This window comes from Streptomyces sp. NPDC021093, assembly GCF_044333135.1.
Taxonomy (GTDB): domain Bacteria; phylum Actinomycetota; class Actinomycetes; order Streptomycetales; family Streptomycetaceae; genus Streptomyces.
The window spans coordinates 612,088-631,918 of the sequence record NZ_JBIRQJ010000002.1 but is presented as its reverse complement, the minus strand read 5'-3'; the positions used below and the strand labels follow the sequence as shown (position 1 = coordinate 631,918).

Genomic DNA, 19,831 nt, shown 5'->3' with positions numbered 1-19,831 from the left:
AGCCGGAGTCAATCTTGAATCGCACCCGCAGGGGTGAACGGAAGGCCCCGCGGCTCACCTAGAGTTCGATCTTGATGCCGACGTGCGGACGCCTGCCGCGGCGCACCAGCGTGGCGGGCAGGTCCGTGAGCCAGAACTGCCAGGTGTACTTGCGGGCGATCAGCCTGCGGACCTCGCGCAGCCCGTCCTCGTCGAGCACGGTCGCCTTGCCCTCGACGGTGGGCGCGTCCGGCTTGAGGCGCCCCCGCACGTCGCAGGGGGCGACGGTGACGCCGCCGTTGCGGCGAATGCGCCTGACCTTCCAGGAGTCCGCGTTGGTCCACACGTACAGCGCGGAGCCGTCACCGGCGACCCATACCGGGGTGGCGACGGGGGTGCCGTCCTTCCGGAAGGTGGTCAGGCTGATGTAGCGGGTGCGCGCGAAGGCGGTCCGGAGATCCATGGGGCGACCCTACGCGCGGTGCCCCTCCCGCGCGGCGAGGAGCTCGGGCAGGTGTGCGCGGGTCCACGCGCACGCCGTGTCGAGCGGGCCGAGGAGCGAGCGGCCGAGCGGGGTGAGCGCGTACTCGACGCGCGGCGGATTCTCCTCGTACGCGGTACGGGTCAGGAAGCCGTCCCGCTCCATCGCCCGCAGGGTCTCGGTGAGGACCTTCGGGGTGACCCGGTGCAGGGGGACGCGCAGCTCGGTGAAGCGCCGCGGGCCTTCGGCGAGGCAGCGCAGCACCATGCCGGACCACTTGTCGCCGACCCGGAACGGGAGCCGGCGCGCGTCGCCGCAGCCGGGGGCGTCGAAGAGGTCGGCGGGGAGAGGTGCCGGGGGCGTTCCGGCGGGCGCTTTGCTGCTGCTCATCCGGTCGACGCTAGCCCAGTACCGTTGAAGTAACCAGGGGTGCCCGGCCTACCTTCCTCGTCACGCAGTCGTACACGACAGGGGAGTCCGGGATGAGCAGCAGGATCGTCGTTTTCGGTGCGGGCGGACGGGTCGGCAGGGCGGCCGTCGCGGAGGCGGTCGGGCGGGGCCATGCAGTGACGGCGGTGGTCCGGGACCCGGGCAAGTACCCGGACCTGGGATCCGCTCCCGCCGTCACCGTCGTACGGGGAGATGTCACGGACGCCGCGTCGGTGGCGGCCGTGGCGGCGGGCCACGAAGCGGCGCTGAACGCGTCGGCGCGGCTGGACATCCCCTCCGAGGAACACTTCACGGGAGCGGCGAAGGCGCTGGTCGCGGGGCTCGCGGAGGCGGGGGTGGGACGGCTGGTCGTACTCGGCATCGCGACCACGCTGGAGACGGCTCCGGGGACACGGGTCATGGACGATCCGGGGTTCCCGGCGGAGTACCGGGCGTTCTCGCAGGGGCACGTGGCGGAGTTCGAGGTGCTGCGGGCCTCGGGCGCGGACCTGTCGGGACGGTCGGGGCGGGCAGGCCTGTCCTGGGTGATGGTCGTCCCGCCGATGGATCTGGACGCGGCGGGGCCGCGCACGGGGCGCTACCGGACGGCCGAGGGCACGGTGCTGGACGGGCCGGGGCACCTCTCGCACCCGGACCTGGCGATCGCGCTGCTCGACGAGATCGAGACGCGGCGCCACCACGGGGTGCAGCTCGCGGTGGCGGACCGAGCAGTGGCGGACCGGGTGGTTGCGACCGCTCACGGGCGGGCGCGGCCGGGAAGTGGGCGGCTAGTGGGCCGGCAGCAGTTCGCTCCGTACGAGAAGTTCGTCGAGGGAGAGACCGAGCGTGCCCGCGAGGGCGGCGACCGTGAAGAACGCGGGCGTCGGGGCCCGGCCCGTCTCGATCTTCCGCAGCGTCTCGGCGGACAGCCCCGCGGCGGCGGCCACGTCGGGCATCGTGCGCCCGGCGAAGGTGCGGGCTTCACGGAGCAGCTGACCGAGGCGTTCGCCGCGCTCGCGCTCTTCGGGGGTGAGGGGGGTTCGGACCATGCCGTTATTCTAATACCTTCCAGACCGGTATAATAATTGGCGCAAACCCCCGCCCTCCCCCGCTACGGGCCCCGGCTACGGCCTCCCCGCCGGATGCACCACCATCGCCGAACCCCCACCCCTCCGTACCTTCTCCGCCGCTGCGATCCACCGGCCGTCCTTCAGCCGCTGGACCCCCGTCGCCGCCCCGATCTCCGGGTTCTCCTTGAAGACGTGGCCGAGCGCCTCCAGCTCACCGCGCACCGGGCTGTTCCACAGCCCCGGCTCCAGCTCCGTCGTCGCCGCGTTCCGCTGGCTCGCGCGCGGTGCCGCGATCGCGTCCACGAGCGGCAGGCCCCTGTCCAGGTGCCCCGTCAGGCTCTGCAGCACCGTCGTGATGATCGTCGCCCCGCCCGGCGAACCGAGCGCGAGCACCGGCCGGTCGTGCCGGTCCAGGACGATCGTCGGGGAGATCGAGGACCGCGGGCGCTTGCCGGGGCCCGGCAGGTTCGGGTCGTGGACCGCCGGGTTCGCCGGGGCGAAGGAGAAGTCCGTCAGCTCGTTGTTCAGCAGGAAGCCGCGGCCGGGGACCGTGATCGCACTGCCGCCCGTCGACTCGATCGTCAGCGTGTAGGACACGACGTTGCCCCACTTGTCGGCCGCCGTGAGGTGCGTCGTGTTCTCGCCCTCGTACGTCGTCGGCGCGGCCTGCCCCGAACTCCCGCACGTGCGCGACGGGTTGCGCGGGTCGCCCGGCGGCAGCGGGCTGACCAGGACCGCGTCGTCCTTGATCAGGCACTCGCGCGAGTCCGCGAACCTCTGCGAGAGCAGCCCCTTCGTCGGCACGTTCTCGAAGGCCGGGTCACCGACCCAGCGGCCCCGGTCCGCGAAGGCGATCCGGCTCGCCTCGATGTACCGGTGGAGGTACGCGGCCTGCGACGCCTTCGACAGGTCCGTGCGCTCCAGGATGTTGAGCGCCTCGCCGACGCTGGTGCCCCCGGACGAGGACGGGCCCATGCCGTACACGTTCAGTCCCCGGTAGGAGACCTTCGTCGGCGCCGGCCGCTCCGTCTCGTACGCGCGCAGGTCCCGCTCCGTCAGGTCGCCGGTGCGCACCACGCGGGTCGACTTCGGGTCGACCGGGGGCTTGCGCACCGTACGGACGATGTCGCGGGCGAGGTCTCCCTTGTAGAGCGCGCCGACGCCCTCCCGGCCCAGCCTCTCGTACGTACGGGCCAGGTCCGGGTTCTTGAACTTCGAGCCCACGACGGGGAGTTGACCGCCGGGCAGGAAGAGCTTTGCCGTGTCGGGGAAGTCCCGGAAGCGGGCCTCGTTGCCCTGGGTCTGCGAGCGGAACGTCGCGTCGACGGTGAAGCCGTCGCGGGCGAGGCGCTCGGCGGGCTTGAGGAGGCTGCGCAGGGACTTCGTGCCCCATGCGTCCAGGGCCGTCTTCCAGGTGGCGGGCGTGCCCGGGGTGCCGACGCTGCGGCCGCTGGTCATGGCCTGGTCGGTGGGGATCGGCTTGCCGTTCTCCACGAAGAGGTTCTTGTCGGCGCTGCGCGGGGCCGTCTCACGGCCGTCGATGGTGCGCACCTTGCGGGACTTGGCGTCGTAGTGGACGAAGTAGCCGCCACCGCCGATGCCCGCCGAGTACGGTTCCGTGACGCCGAGCGCGGCGGCCGTGGCCACTGCCGCGTCGACCGCGTTGCCGCCGCCCCTGAGCACCTCGATGCCGGCCGCCGACGCATCCGCGTCGACGCTGGCGACCGCACCGCCGTAGCCCACGGCGACCGGGACCTTCGCGGGCGGGGTGGCGGCGCCGGACCCGGCGGTGGCAGCGGACGGGGCGGTGGCAAGGGGGGCAACGGGCGGGCTCGCGCTGCCCGGTGGCGCCGCCGCTCCCACCGTGACGACTGCCGCCGTCGCGGCCAGCAGGGACAGTGCCCGTACGGCGGGCCTGGCAGGTCGGTCGGTTCGGCGCATGCGTACCTCCTGGCGAAAACAAGTGCGCGCAGCGTAGCCCCACCGTCATGCCCCCGCCAGGTGCCGAGGGGTGCGCCCGGCCAAGTGGGGCGCGCCGTCAGCCGCCCGCCACAAAGCCGCAACAAGCCGCAACAAGCCCTCATCCGGGCCGCAACCGGGCGGCAATCGGGCAGCCCGGACCCCTGCAGGTACCGCCCGCCCCGGCGGCCGCCCGGGGCCGCTACCATGCGCGCCCATGAGTGACGACCTCCGCAACATCCTCGTGGGCGTGATAGCCGTCGGCCTCGGTGCCGTCATCGGCTGGCTCGCCCGTACGTACTTCTGGCGACGCAAACTCCGGCGCAAGCAGGCGTTCTTCGGGATGCCGAGGAACGCCGAGTCGCTGCTGGTCGTCAACCGTGACCCCGGCGGCGGCGACAGCGCCGTCCACCGCTTCGACGTCTTCGCGCTCCTCGAACTCTCCGCCCTCGTCAAGGAGTGCGGCGCGCACGCCCAGATCCTCTCCCACGACATCGCCCAGCAGGGCTTCGGCGAGCGTACGGAGTTCTGCGTGGGCGGCCCGGGGTCGAACCGGCGGATGACCGCCCATCTGCAGAGCCTGCTCCCCGGGATCCGCATCAACGTGGACGTGGAGCCCTCCCCCGACCGGGGCGCCTTCCAGATCGGCACCGAGCGCTACCGGCTGGAGCCCGGGATCGCCGAGTACGTCCTGCTCGCCCGGCTCACCGTCGGCGACGGCGCCCGCCCCGTCTTCCTCTTCTGCGGGCAGCGCGCCATCACCAACCAGGCCGCGACCCGCTATCTGGCCCGCAACCACGAGAAGCTGGCGCGCAAGCACGGCGACCGGTCGTTCTGTCTGCTGCTGAAGGTGGTCAACTCGCAGGCGTACGGCCCCGATGTGGTGGAGCTGGTCGCCGACGTGACGCGGGCGGCCCAGACCCCGCTGCCCGTACCACCGCGCAACTCCCACCGCGCCGTGACCTGATCCGGGTACGGCTCAGCCCGCCCAGACCCGCTCAACCCACGTCCAGCTCAAGGGACTTGAGCCCGTTGATGAAGTGCGAGACGAGGCGGCGGGGCGGGGCCGCGAGCCGGTAGGGCGGCAGGACGCGCAGCGCCTCCTCGTGCAGGACGCGCAGCTGCAGACGGGCGAAGTGCGCGCCGAGGCAGACGTGCGGGCCGTCGCCGAAGGACACGTGCGGGTTGGGGTGGCGGGCGAGGTCGAGGCGGTGCGGGTCGGCGAAGACGCGCTCGTCGTGGTTGGCGGAGGCGTGGAAGACCACGATCTTCTCGCTTGTGCGCAGCCGCTGTCCCGCGAGTTCGGTGTCCTCGGCGACGGTGCGCCGGAAACTGAGGACGGGCGGGTGGTACCGCAGCAGCTCCTCGACCGCCGTCTCCAACTTCATCCCAGGGAGCGCCTGTTGGGCCTCCGCGTCCTCAGCCAGGGCCAGGAAGCCGCCGGGGGCGGCGCTGCGGACGGTGTCGTTGCCCGCGACGGTCAGCAGGAAGAAGAACATCTCCAGCTCCGGACCGCTCAGCCAGGTGCCGTCGCCCGCCGCGTGGGCCAGCGCCGTCATGATGTCGTCGCTCGGATGCCTGCGCTTGTACGCCGCCAACTCCCGCGCGTACGCGAACATCTCACCCAGCATCGCGGGTGAGCGGGGGTTGACCGGGAGCCCGTCGGGGCCGCGTACCGCCCGGTGGGCCTCGTCGGGGTCCTGGTAGGCGATGACGCGTTCGGTCCAGCCGAGGAGCAGTCCCCGGTCGCTCTTCGGGACTCCGAGCAGGTCGGAGAGGTTGAGGAGGGCGTAGTCGTCGGTGACGGTGGCGACGAGGTCCAGGACGCCGTCGCCGTCGTGGCGGGCGCGGTGCACCGCTGCTTCGAGGAGGCTGCGGGCACGTGCCCGCACCCGGGACTCGAAGCGGTCGGTGCGCCCCGGGGTGAAGGCCCGGCTGACCAGTCGGCGCAACTTGCCGTGGTCCGGCGGATCCTGATTGAGCATCATGCGCCGGATGAACGGGAGGTCGTCCGGGTCGGGGTCGCGGATCTGGGTGGCGCCGAGACAGGAGGAGAAGGTGCGCGCGTCCCTGAGGACGCGTACGACGTCGGCGTGCCGGGTGACCGCCCAGAATCCGGGTCCCGCGGGCCAGCCCAGCACCTCGTACTCGTCCTGCCGGGCAACCGGCCGGGTGTCGCGGAGGTGGCGGTAGGCGGCGTGCGGGACGCCCCGGGCGTAGATGCGGGGGTCGAAGACATCGGGGACGTCGGCGGCGGGGGAATCGGGCACAGCACCGGGGACCTCGCTCGTGACGTTCACGACGCGTCCGCCCGCAGGAAGTCCTCGACGGTACGGACGAGTTGGAGGGGCACCTCGTCCATGGCGTGGTGCCCGGCGGCCGGGAGTTCCACCAGCTCGGCGTTCGGGTACCAGCGCATCCAGGTCTGCCGCATGACGTAGGCGTTCAGCGCCGGGTCGAGGGCGCCGACGACGGCGAGGGCCGGGTGCTCCGAGCCCTCGACATCGGTGTGGAAGTCCTCCCCCGCCCAGGAATCGAGCCAGCTGCGGAACGCCTTGGGGTCGCTGCGCTCCACGGACTGCCGCACCATCCGGTCGAGCCAGGCGGCGGGGCGTACGCCACCGGTGGTGCTGTCGATGATGGCGCGCCGGTTCGCCGGGTGCTCGGCGGCTCCTGCGAACAGCTCCCAGCCGTCGGGCGGCATCTGCAGCCCGCTCGCCGGTACGGGCGAGACGCCGACCAGTCGGCGCACCCGGTGCGGCGCGGCGGCCAGCACCCGCTGGACGACGGCGCCGCCCATGGAGTGGCCGATCAGCGAGAAGCGGTCCCAGCCGTACTGGTCGGCGAGGGCGAGGAGGTCGGCGGCGCCCTCGGCGGTGCTGAAGTCGCCGGGCACGTCCTGGGCCTCGCCGTAGCCGCGCAGATCGACGAAGGCGTACCGGAAGGACTCCAGGTCGAGGTCGGGCAGGACCGCCGCGTAGTCGGCCCGGTCCGCGAGCCAGCCGTGGACGGCGATGACGGGGTGGGGGCCGTCCCCGATGAGGGAGTGCGGCGGGACGTAGGGGGTCACGGACACGGGATCTCCGATCACGCGGGGTCTGCGGGCCGGTGGGCGTCGGGCCGTTGAACACGGAAAGCGAGCAAGGTTCACGGTGGCGCGAACGGCGGTCCGTGACAAGGGCGCGACGACAAAGGCGCGCCCCTCCCCCGCCGGCCGGCGGCGGGCCCGTCAGCGGCGCTGGTCCTCGACGTGGAGGGTGGCCGGGGCGTACTGCCTGACCAGGGCCAGGACGTCCTCGGGGACCAGTTCGAAGACCATCCGCTCGAAGCACAGCCCCTGCTTGAACTGCGGCGCGCTCCCCGTCATCAGCGAGAGCCTGCGGTACGCGGCCCTGGGCCGGCAGACGTACGGGAGCGAGCCCGCCGACTCCCGCGCCTCGACGATCAGGTACTGGGCGGCACGCACGCCCACCGCACGTACGGACACCAGGTCGTCCCACGGAACGGTCCGCTCCGGGTAGAGCGGCAGTCGCACCGAAAGACCCCGCGGCCCGACCGCGATGCTCAGCGGGTGCACCGCGTACCCCACGTACGTGACGGCGACGAAGAGCAGCAGCAGGCCGAGTGCGGACATCAGTGCGCCGGACAGCGTCGCGTTGTTCGCGCCGTCGACGACCGCGTAGACGGTGTAGCCCCACATCACGGTCACCACCGCCGCGGCGATCGGCAGTGCCATGACCAGCCGTCGCAGCGGCAGCTCGATTCTGGTGTCCTCCGTCGGCACCGCGTCCCGCGGGCCGTTCGGATCCTGTGCATGCGTCATGGAGAGAGCTTCGGCGCTGGGCGGCCCGAGCACCAGTACCCGGCAGTAATCGGCCCTGTCTCCCTCTCTCACCTCCACGTTCGCCCCCCTACTCACCTCCCCCTACCCACCTCCCCCGCCCACCTCCGCTCAGCCTGCCACCGCCTTCTCCGGCATCCGGGCCGCGATCCTGCCCCGGTAGTGGTCGACCACCACGGCGATCATGATGACCGCGCCGGTGATCATCTGCCGCTGGAAGTCGGAAACCCCCATCAGCAGCAGCCCGTTGGTGAGGACGCCCAGCAGGCACGCACCGAGCAGCGTGCCGATCATCGAGCCCTTGCCGCCGGAGAGCGACGCACCGCCGATGACGACCGCCGCGATCGCGGACAGCTCGTACCCGCTGCCGATGATCGGGCTGGCGATATTGAGGCGGGCCATGTACGTGACGGCCGCGATGCCGACGGCGAATCCGGCGATCACGAACACCGCGACCTTGACGACGCTCGTACGGTGCCCGGACAGCCGCACCGCCTCCTCGTTCGACCCGATCGCGAAGACCAGCCGACCGAAGACGGTACGGGTCAGGACCAGGTGGCCGATCGCCACCATCACCAGCGCGATCCAGAAGAGCGAGGGGATGCCCAGGAGGGTGGAGGTGCCGAAGTGGCTGAAGCCGGCCGGGAAGTCGTACAGCGTCTGCGCGTCGGTGTATTCGAGGGCCGCGCCGCGCGCCACGTTCAGCATGCCGAGCGTGACGATGAACGACGGCACGCGCCAGCGTTCCGAGACGAAGCCGTTGACGAAGCCGCAGGCCATGCCGACCAGTGCCGCGACGACGACCGCGAGCAGGACGGCCACCGGCGTGGACAGGCTGGTCGAGGTCAGCACCTCGCCGGCGACGACCGCCGAGAGGGCCATCACCGAGCCGACGGACAGATCGATGCCGCCGACCAGGATGACGAAGGTCATGCCGACCGCGAGCATCGTGTTGAGGGTGATCTCGGTGGCGATGTGCGTGAGGTTGTCGGACGTCGCGAACTTGGGCGCCGCGAGCGTGAAGATGAGCACCAGGGCCAGCAGCGCGATGCCGATGCCGGCCTCGCCCATCACCTGACGGGTCAGCTGGCGGGCGGTGCGGCGCTCCTCGACGGGCGCCGGGGCGGCTTCCTTGGTGGGGGCGGGTGTCGTCATGAGGAGGTCTCACCGTTCTTCGTGAGGGATACGTCCGTGGGCGCGGCCGATGCGTCCGTGGGCACCGCCGGTACCTCCGTGGGCGCGGCCGTCTCGGCGGGCGGGGCGTCCCGGGGTGTGTCCGTGACGGACTCCCCGCGTGCGCTCGTCATGGACTCCCCGCGTGCGTCCGTCACGTACCCCGAGTAGGCCAGGGAGAGGATCCGCGAGCTGTCGAAGTCCTCCCGCGCCACTTCCCCCGCGATCCGGCCGCGCGAGAAGACGAGGATGCGGTCGCAGATGCCCATCAGCTCGGGGAGGTCGGATGAGACGACCAGGAGTGCCTTGCCGTCGCCCGCGAGGTCGGTGAGCTGCTGGTGGATCTCGTAGCGGGCGCCGACGTCGATGCCGCGCGTCGGCTCGTCGACGACCAGTACATCGGTCCCGGCCAGCAGCCACCTGCCGAGCACGACCTTCTGCTGGTTGCCGCCGGAAAGGGTGCGAACCGCCGTACGGACACCGGGGGTTCGCACTCCGAGCCGGTCGACGGCCTCGCGTGCGTACCGGTCCTCGTCGGCCCGCCTGAGCAGTCCGCCGCGCGAGATCCTGCGGGTGGCGGCGAGCGTGACGTTGGCCGCCACGGGCATGTCGAGGACCAGGCCCTGGCCCTTGCGGTCCTCGGTGAGCAGGCTGATGCCGTGCCGCACGGCGTCCCGGGGCGTACGGATGCGCACCCGTCGGCCCTTCACGTACACGTGTCCACCGTCGTGCCGGTCGGCACCGAACAGCGCCCGTACCGTCTCGGTGCGGCCCGAGCCGACCAGCCCGGCGACGCCCACGACCTCGCCCGCGTGCAGCGCGAAGCTGACGGGGCTGCCGCCGCGCGGACGCAGGTTCTCCGCCCGCAGCAGCTCGTCGCCCGCCGGGCGGTCCACGTGCGGCGGGTACTCCTGCGCCAGGTCCCGGCCGACCATCAGCCGGATGACCTCGGCGGTGCTCGTCCCGGCGAGGTCCTCCGTCACGACGTGGCGGCCGTTGCGGAAGACCGTCATGCGGTCGCCGATCCCGAAGACCTCCTCCAGGTGGTGCGAGATGTAGAGGACGGAGGTGCCGCGTGCGGTGAGCCTGCGGATCACCTCGAAGAGCCGCTCCGTCTCGCGGGAGGTGAGGGTGGCGGTCGGTTCGTCCATCACGAGGACCCGGCAGTCCTGCCACAGCGTCCGGGCGATTTCGAGGAGTTGCATCTGGGCGATGCCGAGCCGTTCGACCGGGGTGCGCGGCCGGACGTCGAGTCCGACCTCGTCGAGGAGTTCCCGCGCGCGCCGGTCGAGGGTGCGCCGGTCGACCATGCCGTACTTGCGGGGCAGCCGCTGGAAGAAGAGGTTCTCCGCGACGGTGAGGTTGGGCAGCAGATTGAGTTCCTGGTGCACGACCTGCACACCGGCCCGCATGGCGGCGGCGGTGTCCCTGGGCGCGTACGGTGCACCGCCGAGCCGCATGGTGCCGGTGTCGGGCGGCTGGATGCCGGCCAGGATGCGGACGAGCGTGGACTTGCCCGCACCGTTCTCGCCGAGCAGGGCGTGCACCTCCCCCGCCCGCAGTTCGAGCCCTACGTCGTCGAGGGCCTTGACCCCGGGGAAGGCCTTGCCGATGCCGGTGGCCTCCAGGACCACCGGTGCGGCGCCCTCCGTCCCACTCGTGTGCTCACTCGTGTGCTCACTCATGTGCGCACTCATCCCGCGTCTGCGCCGGTGACGACCTTGACGTCGGTCTTCACCCAGGCCCCGGACCTGCCCCCGTCGACGGCCTTCAGCGCCACGTCGATGCCGTCGGCGGCCTGCTTGGCGGCGAACTGGTCGACGGTGGACACCACTTGACCGTCCTTCAGGTAGGGCTTGACGGCGGCGATGTTGTCGAAGGACGCCACGACGACCTTGCCCTTCCTGCCGGCCGCGCCGATCGCCTTGACCGCGCCCAGCGTCATCGAGTCGTTGGACGACATGACCCCCTGGATGTCGGGGTGCGCGGTGAGCATGTTCGACAGGACGGTGTACGCCTCGTCGGTCTCCCAGTGCGCGGTCTTGGACTCGACGACGGTCAGGCCGCCGTCCTTCGCGGCCCTCTCGTAACCGGCCTTGCGCTGCTGGGCGTTGGCGGCGCCCGGGTTGCCCTCCAGGATGACGACCTTGCCGCCCTTGCCGAGCTTCTTGGCGAGGACCTCGCCGGACAGCCGGGAACCCTCGGCGTTGTCGGGGCCGACGAACGGCACGTCCAGCTTCGCGGCCTTCAGCGCGCCGTCGTCCAGCTTGACGTCGATGTTGACGAGCTTGATCCCGGCCTTGGCGGCCCGGCCGAGCGGGGCGACGAGCGCCCGGGAGTCGGCGGGAGCCAGGACCAGGGCGTCCGCCTGGTCGGTGATGCAGCGGTTGATGGCGGCGACCTGGCCGTCGATGTCGGTCTCGTTCTGGATGCCGCTGGTCTTGAGGTCCAGGGTGCCGAGCTTCTTGGCGTGCTCCTCTGCGCCCTTCTGCATGGTCTGGAAGAACTCGTTGCCGAGCGACTTCATGATCAGGCAGACGGTCGGCCTGCCGTCCTTCTTCTTGTCCTTGCCGCCGCCCGCGGCGGTGGAACCGCCCTCCTGCCCGCAGCCGGCGAGGGCGGCGGCAAGCAGCAGCGACGAGGTGACGGCGGCGGCACGGGAAAGCTTGCGGTTCATCGTGGAACTGCCTTCCGGGAAAGGAGAGTTGATGTCTTCCGGTGGTACTAGAAGGGGACTCCCGCACGCAGGACGACATTGGCGTACGGAGTGGTCTCACCGGTCCGTACGACCGCCCGCGCGTGCCGCGTCAGCTTCTTGAGCCGTGCGTGCGGCACCCGGTCGAGGGGAGCTCCGGCGAACTGCTGGTCGAAGACGACGAGCAGGTCCGGATCGGCGGCCTCGTGGGCCACGGTGGCGTGTTCCACGACGAGTTCGTCGAGGACCGCTTCGAGTACGGGCAGGAACGCGGGTTCGCCGCGTCGCCACACCAGGTCGACGACCTCCACCCCGGGCGGCACCGGAAGCCCGGGGTCGGCGACGACCAGCAGGTCACCGTGGCCGAGGGAGGTGATGATCTCCAGGAGGCGGGGGTGCCAGAGACCGTCAGTGCGCACGGCGCACCTCGTGCGCGGTGTCCTCGGCCGGCGGTACGGCGCCGAGCAGCGCGTCGACCTCGGCGGTGGAGGGCAGGGAGCTCTGGGCGCCGGGGCGGGTGGTGGCGAGCGCCCCCGCCGCACAGGCCCTGCGTACCGCTTCGGGCAGCGGCACACCGGAGCCGAGGGAGAGGGCGAGCTGCGCGCAGAAGGCGTCTCCCGCCCCGACGGTGTCGACGGCGTCGACCGTGAACCCGCCCTCGCTGCACGTGAATTGGGGACCGGCAGCGACCGCACCTTCGGCCCCGAGGGTGATGACGACGGTGCCGGGCCCCAGCTCCCGGAGCGCTCGGGCGTGCTCGCTCCAGTCGGTGTGCGTATGCGGGAGCAGCCCGGCCGCCTCGGTCTCGTTGACCACCAACACATCGACAGCACGCAGGAGTTCGGAGAGTCCGTGCCCTCCGGAGGGCGGCAGCGGCGCCGCGTTGAGAACGACCAGCGCCCCGGCCTCCCGTGCCTCGCGGGCGGCGGCGAGCACGGTGGGCAGCGGCACTTCGAGCTGCAGGAGGAGGGTGTCACCGCTGCGGGCAACGGCACCGCCGGTGAGGCTGCCGAGGGCGGGCACGTCGAGGTGGCGGTTGGCGCCGGGCGAGAGGGTGATGGTGTTCTCGCCGTCCTGCTGCACGACGATGAGCGCCAACCCACTTGCCACACCGGGGAGTTGGGCAACGCTGCGGGCGTCGACGCCCTCCTTCACCAGCCGTTCGCGCAGTTCGCCGCCGAGGGCGTCGTCGCCGAGCAGGCCGACCATCCGCACCTCGGCGCCGAGCCGCGCGGCGGCGACCGCCTGGTTGGCCCCCTTGCCTCCGGCGCCGCGTACGACGTCGGCACCGGGCACGGTCTCGCCGGGCCGCGGCAGTCTGGGCACGGTGACCGACAGGTCCATGTTGAGGCTGCCGACCACGACCAGTCGTTCACTGCTCACTGGATTCCACCGTTCTTTCCGAGGAGTTCTGCCGCTACGGCACTGTGTTCGCCGCCCGCCGGGTCCGGGCATCCGCAGGAGCCCCTGGCCAGCAGGGTCACCGGGAGGACGTCCCGGGTGGGCGGCAGGTCGGGTTCCCGCATCCGGTCGAGCAGCCGCCGCACCGCCGTGCGTCCCAGCTCGTCGTACGGCTGGCGCATGGTGGACAGCGCCGGGCAGGTGTACGCGCCGGCGGCGATGCCGTCGAAGGAGACGAGCGCCAGGTCGTCGGGGACCCGGATGCCCAACTCCGTTGCCGCGCGCAACACTCCGGCCGCCTGCTCGTCGGACGTGACGAACAGGGCGTCCACCGACCGGTCCCTCGACAGCAGGGCGAGCCCCGACCGGTATCCGTCGAGCCGCCCGAAGGAGCCGTGCAGCAGGGGCGCCGCTTCGGGGCACGCCTCCCAGCCCGTACGCCCGCCGGATCCGGTCCCCGCCCTGAGTCCGGCCCGTTCCAGCGCCGTGCGCCAGCCGACGACGCGGTCCACCGTCGGGTGGATGCCGAGCGGCCCCGCGATGCAGCCGACGCGGCGGCGGCCGTGGGCGAGGAGGTGCTCGGTGGCGACCCGGGCGCCCCGGGCGTTGTCGACGAGGACGTAACTCGTCGCCACGCCGTCGAGCTCCCGGTCGAAGACCAGGCTGGGGACGCCCGAACGGGCCAGTTCGGCGCGCCAGGCCTTCTCGCCGTGGGAGGGGATCAGCACAAGGCCGTCGACCTGGCGGTCCACGAACGTACGGATGTAACCGGCCTCGCGGTGCGGGTCGTCGACGCTGTTGCCGACGAGCAGGGTGTATCCGGCGGCCCAGGCGTGGTCCTCCAGCGAGCGGGCCAGCTCGGCGAAGAAGGGGTTCGCGGCGTCGGGCACCACGAGCCCCAGCGTCATCGTGTGGCTCATCCGCAGCGAGCGGGCGACCGCGTTGGGCCGGTAGCCGAGCTCCTTGACCGCCGCGAGGACGCGTTCGCGGGTGGCGGGGGCGACGGAGCGGGGACCGTTGTTGAGCACGTAGCTGACGACCGAGGGCGAGGTGCCCGCGAGCTGCGCCACTTCCTGTCGTGTTGCCATGCCGACCCCCGGTCTTCCCGTCCCCGTCGCGCGGACCGGAGAGGTCCGGCCGCCGCAACACGAGTTGGCAACTCGTGTTGCGGCAGGATTATGAGAAGCAACCCGCGCAACCGCAAGGGGTGCGCACCATTCGGCTACTCGCTGCGCAGCAGTCCGACGTACAGGTCCCAGAACCGCTCGGCGTCCACGTCGAGCACGATCCCGGCCTTGCGGGTGCCCTTCGGGTTGTTCGGCGCGTCGAACTCGCCGAGCTTGTAGCCGAGCGAACGCCCGTAGTCCGCACCGAAGTCGGCGTTCACATCGACGTACCGCACGTCGGTGCGCTTCGCGACGGCCGGGTCCAGGAAGACGGCCGCGGTGATCGCGTCCCACAGCAGGAACGTGGCCTTCGGGTTCTTGGCGAACTCGGGCCCCTGGAGGTCCTTGAAGATCTTCTTGATCGGGGTCTCCTTCCCCGCGACGATCCGGTCGTACTCCTTCTTCCCGTACACGACGTGCTGCGCGGCGTCGTCGGGCACGATCGTCTGCTTGCGGAAGGGCGTACGGAGCGAGATGCGCGCCGACTCGGGGTCGAACCACCAGTTGAACTCGGCGGCGGGGGTGGTGTTCCCCGGCTTGTCGAAGGCGCCGCCCATGTAGATCACTTCCTTGATCAGCGGCACGATCTCGGGGTGGGTGCGCACGGCGAGCGCGAGGTTGGTCGCGGGCCCGTCGGCGAAGACGGTCACCTGGTTCGGGTACCGCTTGACCTGCTCGACGATGAAGTCGGCCGCGGCGGTGTCCTTCTTCGGCCTGGTCCTCGGGTAGCCGCCGTACGGGGGCTTGGCCAGCTTGTCGTACGCCGGTGGGCGCTTGGAGTCGAAGGCGCCGCCGTACGAGGGGTTCCCGTACAGCGCGTGCTCGGCGCCGAGGCGCTCCTGGCGGCCTGGCATCAGGGGTTCGCCCGCGCCCATGACGACGGGGATGTCGGTGCGGCCGATCAGCTCCAGCTGCCGCAGGGAGTACGCGGTGCCCTCCTCGACCCAGGTGTTGCCGCTGACGACGGTGACGCCGAGTACGTCGACGTTCTTGGCCTTGGCCAGCATGAACATGGTGGCGGCGTCGTCGTTCAGCTCGCCCATGTCGACGTCGAGGACGACCTTGCGGCCGTCGCCGGCGTGCGGGGCGGCACGCGTCTTCTCGGGTGCGGGATTCTCGGGCACGGGGTTCTCAGGTACGGGAGCCGCGGCGGCGACCGACGAAACGAGCAGGGCGGCGGCGATCAGCGGGCCGAACAGTCTCTTGCGCACGGGGGTCCTCCGTCAGGAGAGAGCGGGAACGGACGGCGCGATTATGAGAAGCAATCCGGTCAACGGCAAGCCACGACGCGCCCCCGCCCGCAAGGGGCCGTAAGGACCGCTGTCCAGGGACCTTGGTCCTTACCCACTGCGGCACTTGTCACAAAGCGCCTCATTCGTTTGGCGCAACCAAGACTTACCGGATTACCTCCTTCTAGAGAGGACAGACAAGGACAGACATCACGCACCGCACGGAGGTTTTCCAGTTGACCCGTATACGCCGCCCGCGCACCCGGCTCCGTACCGCAGCCCTCACGGGCACGGCACTGCTGGCCGCAGCAGCACTGACCGCCTGCAACGGCGGCGGCTCGGGCTCCGCATCCGGTTCCGCCGCCGCCGAGGAGACGCCGCAGACCAAGGTGTCGGTGAACCTCTCGGGCAAGCAGGCCAAGGCGGGTGAACCGGTCAAGGTGACCCTGACCGACGGCGGCAAGCTGGACAGCGTCACGGTCAAGGACGCCAAGGGCGGCACCCTGACCGGCCAGATATCCACCGACGGCAAGTCCTGGACCTCGGCCCGCACCACCTCCCCCGGCACCGGCTACACGGTCGAGGCGAAGGCCGCGGGCGCCACCGCCACCAAGGCGGAGTTCACGACGGAGGCGGCCGACAAGGTCAACAAGCTGTCCATGGCCCCCGGCAAGAACACCACGATCGGCATCGCGCACCCCGTCTCGATCGTGTTCGACAACCCGGTCAAGAACAAGGCCGACGTCGAGAAGCACCTCAAGGTCACCACCTCGAACAACACCGAGGGCTCCTGGGGCTGGATGACGGACTACTCCGGCAAGGACCGCGTCGACTGGCGCCCCAAGGAGTACTGGAAGTCCGGTACGAAGGTCAGCCTGGAAGCCGATCTGAACGGCGTGAACTCGGGCAAGGGCGGCGGCTGGTTCGTCCGCGACTACAAGACGGACTTCACCATCGGCAAGAACCAGGTCGTCAAGGTCGACCTGGACAACCACCGGCTGAAGCTGCTCCGCGACGGACAGCAGATCAAGGACGTCCCCATGTCGGCGGGCACCCCCGGCGGCGACAAGGCGTCCTGGCGCGGCAAGACCGTCCTGATGTCGAAGGAGGGCACCATCAACATGCGCTCCGAGACGGTGGGCCTGGGCGACGCCTACGACAAGATGGTCGACTACTCGATGCGGATGACCTGGTCGGGCATGTACGCGCACGCCGCTCCGTGGAACGCGGGCTACTTCGGCAGCGCCAACAAGAGCTCCGGCTGCGTCGGCATGAGTGACGCCGACGCCAAGTTCATCTACGACCAGGTGCAGGTCGGCGACCCCTTCGAGGTCACGGGCGACGACGCCAAGGGCACCCAGGCCCTCAACAACGGCTACGGCAACTGGAACGTCTCCTGGTCGGACTGGCAGGCCAAGAGCGCCCTGAAGGCCTGATTCCGGCACAGAGCACCGGCTCCGGCACACAGCCCGGAAAGCACCCGGCGCGGGTGCCCCCCTTGCGACTACCGTCGGGTCACTTCTCACCGGCGATGCACGGGACACCCCACGAAGGTCACCGGCACCAAGGAGAGCGGCACCCTCGTCGCGTACCTCTACGACGTGGGGCCGCTCGGCCTCGGCAAGCTGGTCAGCAATGCGCCGTACACCTTCCACGGGCAGCAGCCGGGCCGGCCGTTCCCCGTCGACCCGGAGCTGAACTCCGCGGCCTACGACGTCCCGGCCGGCCACCGGCTCGCCCTGGTGGTCGACACCGTCGACCCGCTCTACATCGAGCACAACCCGTCCGGCGCGCAGCTGACCTTCTCGTCCCCCGCGGCCGACCCGAGTCTCGTGTCGGTACCGCTTCGCAACAAGTGATCCCCGGCTGCTGCCGGACAGGCTTGCCCTCTGCCCGTTGAGCTACTGTCTGCCCGGCAGCAGCGTCCCCGCCTCGGCCGGACCGATCTCCACGGCCTCCGTCTTGGGATTGCGCCGCTGGCGCCTGGCCACCCAGTTGGCGAACCAGGAGAGCAGCATGCACATCCCGATGTAGATCGGCGAGATCACCAGAACTACGGGGATGAACGGCAAATCGTAGTCGAGATTGGACGCGATGAGCTTTCCGGCATGGAGAAACTCCTCATAGGTGATCAGATATCCGAGGGAGGTGTCCTTCAGCGCGACCACCAGCTGGCTGATGATGGTCGGCAGCATCGCCCGGACCGCCTGCGGCACCAGGACGTGCGTCATGACCTGCGTCTTGCGCATACCGAGCGCGTACGCGGCCTCCCGCTGGCCGCGGTCCACGGAGTGCACTCCGGTACGGAACACCTCCGCGAGCACCGAGCCGTTGTAGAGCGTCAGTCCGGCCACCAGCGCGGGCAGCGGCTGGACCTTCAGCGCCACGAAGATGAAGAAGATCATCACCAGCACGGGCATGGCGCGGAAGAACTCCACGCACAGCGCGGACACCCAGCGCACCGGGCGGTGCTCGGACAGACGGCCGACCGCGAGCAGCGCTCCCAGGGCGAGGGAGAGCACCGCGGCGTACGCGAACGCCTTGAGCGTGTTCGCGAGTCCGTGGAGCAGGAGTTCCTGGATGCCCTTGTACTGGAACGGGGTCCATTTGGCCGCCGTGAACTGGTCGGTGTGGAACAGGAGGTACACGATCCAGCCGACGACCGCGAGCAGCAGGATCGTCGAGACGATCCCGTACGTCAGGTGCCGCTGCCGGGTCTTGGGGCCGGGAATGTCGTAGAGGGCGGTGGACGCCGTCGCGAGGGCACGGCTCATCGGGCGACTCCCCAGCGCTTCTCCAGCGTGTGGAAGAGCGCGCTGATGGTGAGGGTGATGATCAGGTATCCGACAGCGATCCAGATGAAGCTCCAGATGACGCTGTAGCCCAGCTCGTTGAGGGTCTTGTAGGTGCCGAGCAGCTCGGTGACGGAGAAGGCGCCGGCGATCGCCGAGTTCTTGGCGAGCGCGATGAGCGTGGAGCCGACGGGCGGGATCACTGACCGGAAGGCCTGCGGCAGCACCACCGTGGCGAGGGTCTGCCCGAAGGTCATGCCCAGGCTGCGGGCCGCCTCGCCCTGCCCCAGCGGCACGGTGTTGATGCCCGAGCGCAGCGCCTCGCAGATGAAAGCGGAGGTGTAGCAGCCGAGCGCGAGCACCGCGAAGAGCTGGAAGGGCAGGACGAGCCCGAACCTCGGCAGCCCCAGGAGCACTGCGAAGAACAGCAGCGTGAGCGGCGTGTTCCGCAGCACCGTCACCCAGGCCGTGCCGAGCGCCCGGAAGGAACCGACCGGCGAGACCCGGCAGGACGCCATGACGAAGCCGAGCGCGAGGGCCAACAGGGAGGCGTAGACGGTCAGTTCGACGGTCCCGACGAATCCCTTGCCGTAGAGGGAGAAGTTCTCGGTGAGTACGTTCATGTGGGTACGGGGTCCCTCAGCTCGCCGGGTAGCGGTCGATGGGCGGTGCGGGAGTGGCCTTGCGGCCGGACAGGCCCAGCGTCACGTCGTACGCCCTCTGCCAGTCGCCGTTCTTCTCGCGTGCTTCGAGCGCGTCGTCGATGGCGAACCGCAGCGCGTTGTCGCTGCGCGGGACGCCGATGCCGTACGGCTCCTTGGAGAAGGGCTTGCCGACGACCTTCATCTCGTCGGGCACCTTGGCGGCGTACCCCATCAGGATCGTGTCGTCGGTGGTGACGGTGTCGACCTGGTAGGTCAGCAGGTTGTCGACGCAGACCGAGTACGTGTCGTACGCGACGAGGTCCGCCTCGGGGTGTTCCTCGTCGATGCGCTGGTACGGGGTGGAGCCCGCTGCGGAGCAGACGCGCCTGCCCGCCAGGTCGTCGGGGCCGTTGATGTCCTTCTCGTCGGTGCGCACGAGGAGGGACTGGCCGGCCATGTAGTACGGACCGGCGAAGCCGACGAGCTTCTTGCGCTTGTCGTTGATGGTGTAGGTGCCGACGTAGTAGTCGATCTGGCCGTTCTGCAGGGCGGTTTCGCGGTTCGCCGAGGCGATCGTGCGGAACTGCACCGAGGCGGGGGCGAAGCCGAGCGAGGCCGAGACCATCTTGGCGATCTCGATGTCGAAGCCGGAGTAGCGGCCGCTCGCCGGGTCCTTCTCACCCATGTACGGCTGGTCCTCCTTGGCGCCGACGACCAGGCGTCCGCGCCGCTTCGCCTTCTCCCAGGTCGGCGAGGAGGGCAGTGAGAAGCCCGACGCGACCTTGTAGTCGGGGAGTTGGTCGGGGCTGGGACCCTTGACCGGGGGGCTGCCCTCCTTGCCGCAGGCGACGGCGAGGAGCGCGACGGCCAGCGCGACGAGGGTCTTCTTCAGCGGGACGTTCTTCAGCGGGGAGTTCTTCAGTGGGGGGTTCTTCAGCGGGGTCTTTCCGGTACGCAGCATGGTCGGCCCCC

The 19,831-nt window shown here is 70.7% G+C and carries 19 protein-coding genes and 2 pseudogenes; 4 read left to right on the top strand and 17 right to left on the bottom strand.

All coding sequences use genetic code 11. The features are described 5' to 3' along the window. Window positions 1-58: 58 nt before the first annotated feature. Window positions 59-442: a PPOX class F420-dependent oxidoreductase gene (locus ACH4SP_RS07825; RefSeq protein WP_398411101.1), complete on the bottom strand. Its 384-nt coding sequence runs from the start codon at window positions 440-442 to the stop codon at window positions 59-61. Between the two features lie 9 nt (window positions 443-451). Then, window positions 452-850 (bottom strand): winged helix-turn-helix transcriptional regulator, encoded by a 399-nt coding sequence (locus ACH4SP_RS07820; RefSeq protein WP_398411099.1) that lies wholly within the window; start codon window positions 848-850, stop codon window positions 452-454. A 92-nt stretch (window positions 851-942) separates the two neighbouring features. Between ACH4SP_RS07820 and ACH4SP_RS07815 the strand changes: the two are divergent. Further along, a pseudogene (locus ACH4SP_RS07815) lies at window positions 943-1,560 on the top strand (NAD(P)-dependent oxidoreductase); the annotation flags it as partial. 117 nt (window positions 1,561-1,677) lie between these two features. On the opposite strand, the gene ACH4SP_RS07810 reads toward ACH4SP_RS07815, so the two are convergent. Beyond that, window positions 1,678-1,938 (bottom strand): helix-turn-helix domain-containing protein, encoded by a 261-nt coding sequence (locus ACH4SP_RS07810; protein WP_398411832.1) that lies wholly within the window; start codon window positions 1,936-1,938, stop codon window positions 1,678-1,680. Between the two features lie 75 nt (window positions 1,939-2,013). After that, window positions 2,014-3,900 (bottom strand): gamma-glutamyltransferase, encoded by a 1,887-nt coding sequence (ggt, locus tag ACH4SP_RS07805; protein ID WP_398411096.1) that lies wholly within the window; start codon window positions 3,898-3,900, stop codon window positions 2,014-2,016. Between the two features lie 235 nt (window positions 3,901-4,135). On the opposite strand from ggt, the gene ACH4SP_RS07800 reads away from it, so the two are divergent. Further along, window positions 4,136-4,885 (top strand): hypothetical protein, encoded by a 750-nt coding sequence (locus ACH4SP_RS07800; protein WP_398411094.1) that lies wholly within the window; start codon window positions 4,136-4,138, stop codon window positions 4,883-4,885. 31 nt (window positions 4,886-4,916) lie between these two features. On the opposite strand, the gene ACH4SP_RS07795 is transcribed toward ACH4SP_RS07800, so the two are convergent. From ACH4SP_RS07795 to ACH4SP_RS07750, 10 genes are all read right to left on the bottom strand, one after another. Beyond that, window positions 4,917-6,218: a cytochrome P450 gene (locus ACH4SP_RS07795; RefSeq protein WP_398411092.1), complete on the bottom strand. Its 1,302-nt coding sequence runs from the start codon at window positions 6,216-6,218 to the stop codon at window positions 4,917-4,919. Beyond that, window positions 6,215-6,988, bottom strand: coding sequence for an alpha/beta fold hydrolase (locus ACH4SP_RS07790; RefSeq protein ID WP_398411830.1), 774 nt, complete (start codon window positions 6,986-6,988; stop codon window positions 6,215-6,217). Before ACH4SP_RS07790 ends, ACH4SP_RS07795 begins: the two co-directional genes overlap by 4 nt. 159 nt (window positions 6,989-7,147) lie before the next feature. After that, window positions 7,148-7,741 carry a hypothetical protein gene (locus ACH4SP_RS07785; protein ID WP_398411089.1) on the bottom strand — a complete coding sequence of 198 codons (594 nt, stop codon included), beginning with the start codon at window positions 7,739-7,741 and terminating at the stop codon, window positions 7,148-7,150. A gap of 129 nt (window positions 7,742-7,870) precedes the next feature. Beyond that, window positions 7,871-8,914 carry an ABC transporter permease gene (locus ACH4SP_RS07780; RefSeq protein ID WP_398411087.1) on the bottom strand — a complete coding sequence of 348 codons (1,044 nt, stop codon included), beginning with the start codon at window positions 8,912-8,914 and terminating at the stop codon, window positions 7,871-7,873. Next, on the bottom strand, window positions 8,911-10,617 hold the full coding sequence (locus tag ACH4SP_RS07775; protein WP_398411082.1) for a sugar ABC transporter ATP-binding protein: 1,707 nt from the start codon (window positions 10,615-10,617) through the stop codon (window positions 8,911-8,913). The genes ACH4SP_RS07780 and ACH4SP_RS07775 overlap by 4 nt, the downstream gene beginning before the upstream one ends. An 8-nt stretch (window positions 10,618-10,625) precedes the next feature. Beyond that, entirely contained in the window at window positions 10,626-11,609 is a 984-nt protein-coding gene (locus ACH4SP_RS07770; protein WP_398411078.1) for a sugar ABC transporter substrate-binding protein, read from the bottom strand. Between the two features lie 47 nt (window positions 11,610-11,656). Beyond that, window positions 11,657-12,046: a D-ribose pyranase gene (gene rbsD, locus ACH4SP_RS07765; protein ID WP_398411076.1), complete on the bottom strand. Its 390-nt coding sequence runs from the start codon at window positions 12,044-12,046 to the stop codon at window positions 11,657-11,659. Then, entirely contained in the window at window positions 12,036-13,010 is a 975-nt protein-coding gene (locus ACH4SP_RS07760) for a ribokinase (protein ID WP_398411069.1), read from the bottom strand. Before ACH4SP_RS07760 ends, rbsD begins: the two co-directional genes overlap by 11 nt. After that, window positions 13,007-14,116, bottom strand: coding sequence for a LacI family DNA-binding transcriptional regulator (locus ACH4SP_RS07755; RefSeq protein WP_398411066.1), 1,110 nt, complete (start codon window positions 14,114-14,116; stop codon window positions 13,007-13,009). The genes ACH4SP_RS07760 and ACH4SP_RS07755 overlap by 4 nt, the downstream gene beginning before the upstream one ends. A 134-nt stretch (window positions 14,117-14,250) precedes the next feature. Next, complete coding sequence (locus ACH4SP_RS07750; protein WP_398411062.1) at window positions 14,251-15,405, bottom strand: nucleoside hydrolase; 1,155 nt, start codon at window positions 15,403-15,405, stop codon at window positions 14,251-14,253. A gap of 254 nt (window positions 15,406-15,659) precedes the next feature. Here ACH4SP_RS07750 and ACH4SP_RS07745 point away from each other — a divergent pair, with 254 nt between their 5' ends. Then, window positions 15,660-16,859, top strand: a complete 1,200-nt coding sequence (locus ACH4SP_RS07745; protein ID WP_398411058.1) for an Ig-like domain-containing protein — start codon at window positions 15,660-15,662, stop codon at window positions 16,857-16,859. Between the two features lie 111 nt (window positions 16,860-16,970). Further along, a pseudogene (locus ACH4SP_RS07740) lies at window positions 16,971-17,282 on the top strand (CocE/NonD family hydrolase C-terminal non-catalytic domain-containing protein); the annotation flags it as partial. 42 nt (window positions 17,283-17,324) lie between these two features. Here the strand turns inward: ACH4SP_RS07740 and ACH4SP_RS07735 are convergent. From ACH4SP_RS07735 to ACH4SP_RS07725, 3 genes are read right to left on the bottom strand one after another with little or no spacing between them, the layout of a single operon-like run. Further along, window positions 17,325-18,197: an amino acid ABC transporter permease gene (locus tag ACH4SP_RS07735; protein WP_398411055.1), complete on the bottom strand. Its 873-nt coding sequence runs from the start codon at window positions 18,195-18,197 to the stop codon at window positions 17,325-17,327. Continuing rightward, window positions 18,194-18,838, bottom strand: coding sequence for an amino acid ABC transporter permease (locus tag ACH4SP_RS07730; RefSeq protein ID WP_398411048.1), 645 nt, complete (start codon window positions 18,836-18,838; stop codon window positions 18,194-18,196). Before ACH4SP_RS07730 ends, ACH4SP_RS07735 begins: the two co-directional genes overlap by 4 nt. A gap of 16 nt (window positions 18,839-18,854) precedes the next feature. Beyond that, window positions 18,855-19,820, bottom strand: a complete 966-nt coding sequence (locus ACH4SP_RS07725; RefSeq protein ID WP_398411044.1) for a glutamate ABC transporter substrate-binding protein — start codon at window positions 19,818-19,820, stop codon at window positions 18,855-18,857. Window positions 19,821-19,831: the final 11 nt, after the last annotated feature.